General features: G+C 71.5%; 4 protein-coding genes. 1 reads left to right on the top strand and 3 read right to left on the bottom strand.

Annotation, left to right across the window (positions count from 1 at the left end):
* The 3 genes from hemA to ACYVE9_RS20660 all read right to left on the bottom strand — a co-directional run.
* Nucleotides 1-870: glutamyl-tRNA reductase (gene hemA, locus ACYVE9_RS20670; protein ID WP_461029382.1), on the bottom strand; the 870-nt coding region annotated here is incomplete at its 3' end.
* The gene (locus ACYVE9_RS20665) at nucleotides 867-1,694 is read right to left on the bottom strand and encodes a redox-sensing transcriptional repressor Rex (RefSeq protein ID WP_461029381.1); all 828 of its coding nucleotides are present in this window, start codon (nucleotides 1,692-1,694) and stop codon (nucleotides 867-869) included. The genes hemA and ACYVE9_RS20665, both read right to left, overlap by 4 nt.
* Nucleotides 1,695-1,922: 228 nt before the next feature.
* Nucleotides 1,923-2,159, bottom strand: a complete 237-nt coding sequence (locus ACYVE9_RS20660) for a glutaredoxin family protein (protein WP_461029380.1) — start codon at nucleotides 2,157-2,159, stop codon at nucleotides 1,923-1,925.
* Between the two features lie 79 nt (nucleotides 2,160-2,238).
* Between ACYVE9_RS20660 and ACYVE9_RS20655 the strand changes: the two genes are divergently transcribed.
* Nucleotides 2,239-3,124, top strand: an 886-nt coding sequence (locus ACYVE9_RS20655; protein ID WP_461029379.1) for an HAD family hydrolase, incomplete at its 3' end; no start/stop codon positions are given.

Below are 3,124 nucleotides of genomic sequence, written 5' to 3'. Positions count from 1 at the left end.
GGGCGTGCCGTCGGGTCCGGCGCCCCGCAGGCGCTCCGCGACCGCGGCCTCGACGACGGCCGCGGACAGCACCAGTCCGGTGGAGCCGGTGCAGGACACCACCACGTCGGCGGACACCAGTTCGCCCGTCACCTCGGACATGGGGACCACGCGGGTCGCCAGCTCCGCGCCGCTCTGCTCGGCGAGGGTGTCGGCCAGCCGCCGGGCACGCTCCAACGTCCTGTTGGCGATCACCAGTTCGGTGACGCCCGCGCGGGCGAGCGTGGTGGCGGCCAGCGAGGACATCGAGCCCGCACCGATCACCAGGGCGCGCAGACCGCGGCCCCACTCGGTGATCTCGGCGCCGTCGGCCAGCTGTTCCAGGCCGAAGGTGACCAGCGACTGGCCGGCCTTGTCGATCCCCGTCTCGCTGTGGGCGCGCTTGCCGACGCGCAGCGCCTGCTGGAAGAGGTCGTTGAGCAGCCGGCCGGCGCTGTGCTGTTCCTGTGCGACGGCCAGCGCGTCCTTGATCTGGCCGAGGATCTGCCCCTCGCCGACCACCATCGAGTCCAGTCCGCAGGCCACCGAGAACAGGTGGTGGACGGCCCGGTCCTCGTAGTGCACGTAGAGGTAGGGGGTGAGCTCCTCCAGGCCGACGCCGCTGTGGTGCGCCAGCAGGGTGGAGAGCTCGGCGACCCCGGCGTGGAACTTGTCCACGTCCGCGTACAGCTCGATGCGGTTGCAGGTGGACAGCACGGCCGCCTCGGTGGCGGGTTCGGCGCCCACCACGTCCTGCAGCAGCCGGCCGCGCAGTGCGGGGGGCAGCGCGGCGCGTTCCAGCACGCTGACCGGCGCGCTGCGGTGGCTGAGTCCGACGACCAGGAGGCTCATGCCGGCATCACGGCGGGGACGTCCCCGTCAGGTCCCGACTCGGGCCCGGAGGTGGTGCCGGTGCCGTCCTCGCGGGCGGCGGCCGTCGAGGGGCGGCGGCGCGTGACGGTGGCCGCCGGGGGCGCGACGGGCCCCCCGGTCTCCTCCTCCAGCAGCGCTTCCTCGCCGGCCTTGCGCTGCTCGTGGAAGGCGAGGATCTGCAGTTCTATGGAGAGGTCGACCTTGCGCACGTCGACGCCGTCCGGCACGGACAGCACGGTGGGCGCGAAGTTGAGGATGGAGGTGACTCCGGCGGCGACCAGTCGCTCGCAGACCTGCTGGGCCGCGCCGGCGGGGGTGGCGATCACGCCGATCGACACCCCGTTGTCGTCGATGATCTTCTCCAGCTCGTCGGTGTGCTGGACGTCGATGCCCGCGACCGGCTTGCCGGCCATGGCCGGATCGGCGTCGATCAGCGCGGCCACCCGGAAGCCCCGGGAGGCGAACCCGCCGTAGTTGGCGAGTGCGGCGCCGAGGTTGCCGATGCCGACGATGACGACCGGCCAGTCCTGGGTGAGGCCCAGCTCGCGTGAGATCTGGTAGACGAGGTACTCGACGTCGTAGCCGACGCCGCGGGTCCCGTAGGAGCCCAGGTAGGAGAAGTCCTTGCGGAGCTTGGCCGAGTTCACCCCGGCCGCGGTGGCCAGTTCCTCCGACGACACCGTGGGGACCGAGCGCTCGGACAGCGCCGTCAGGGCCCGCAGGTACAGCGGAAGACGGGCGACGGTAGCCTCGGGAATCCCTCGGCTCCGAGTCGCCGGTCGATGAGTTCGGCCAGTTGCCACGGTGCTCCTGCCGTTTACGCGAAGAGGTGAGCGGCCACGTGCGTCACGCACGTCCGGGCCGCCCCAGCGACTCCAGGCTATGCCTTTGTGAACGCGTGCACAAAGATGATGTCCGTTTTGTCTGTCCGAAGTGACCGGCGCCACATACTGCAATGGGGACACGCGGCCACACTCCTCACGTATACGCCCCCGGACCGCAAAACGAACTTGATGGTAGTCGAGTCCCGGTCAAGCTCCCAGCGCACTGCGCAGCCGGCGCGGGTCCACCCGCCAGAAGTCGTGCTGGGCGCCGTCGACCAGCACCACCGGGATCTGCTCCCAGTAGGCGTCGTACAGCTCGGGGTCCTGGGTGATGTCCTTCTCCTCCCAGGCCGATCCGGTCTCGGCGCAGACCTGCGCCACGACGCGGCGGGCGTCGTCGCAGAGGTGGCAGCCGGGCTTTCCGATCAACGTGACGGTCTTCATACGGACATTGTCCCGCCCGCCCCGGCCCGGCCATCCCCGCGTAACCGGAGGAGCCGGCCCCAGTGGCTATGCTCGCCGCATGGGCTCACTGGCTTGGCTCACCCCCCGTAAGCGCTTCGCGACCGCACGCAGCGTCCTGGCCGGCGAGGCCGCCGCCGAGGCGGCCCGCAAGACCGAGGTGGACAGGCCGGCACCGGACGAACCCGAGTTCCCGGTGGCCGGCGACGTCCGGGCGGCGGCCTTCTTCGACCTGGACAACACCGTGATGCAGGGCGCCGCCCTGTTCCACCTCGGCCGGGGCCTCTACAAGCGCGACTTCTTCCGCAAGCGCGAACTCGCCCGGTTCGCGTGGCAGCAGACCTACTTCCGCGTCGCCGGCTCGGAGAACCCCGAGCACATGGCGGACGTGCGCAGCAGCGCACTGTCCATCGTCCGGGGCCACCGGGTCTCGGAACTGACCGAGATCGGCGAGGACGTCTACGACGAGTACATGGCCGGCCGCATCTGGCCCGGCACCCGGGCGCTCGCCCAGGCCCACCTGGACGCCGGGCAGAAGGTGTGGCTGGTCACCGCGGCTCCCGTGGAGACGGCCACCATCATCGCCCGCCGACTGGGCCTGACCGGGGCGCTGGGCACGGTCGCCGAGTCGGTGGACGGCGTCTACACCGGGCGCCTCGTCGGCGAGCCGCTGCACGGACCGGCGAAGGCCGAGGCCGTGCGCGCACTGGCCGCCGCGGAGGACCTGGACCTGGACCGCTGCGCCGCGTACAGCGACTCGGCGAACGACATTCCGATGCTGTCGCTCGTCGGATATCCGTATGCGATCAATCCTGACAGCCGACTGCGCACACACGCTCGCAAAAACGGCTGGCGGCTGCGCGACTACCGGACCGGCCGGAAGGCGGCGAAGGTGGGCATTCCCGCCGCCGCGGGGGTCGGTGCGGTGGCCGGCGGAGCCGCCGCCG

The organism is Streptomyces sparsus, from assembly GCF_054776295.1.
This window is presented reverse-complemented; position numbering and strand designations above follow the sequence as displayed.

Excerpts from the sequence above, each read along its gene's own strand:
- ACYVE9_RS20660 (WP_461029380.1), bottom strand. The coding sequence starts at position 2,159 with ATGAAGACCGTCACGTTGATCGGAAAGCCCGGCTGCCACCTCTGCGAC.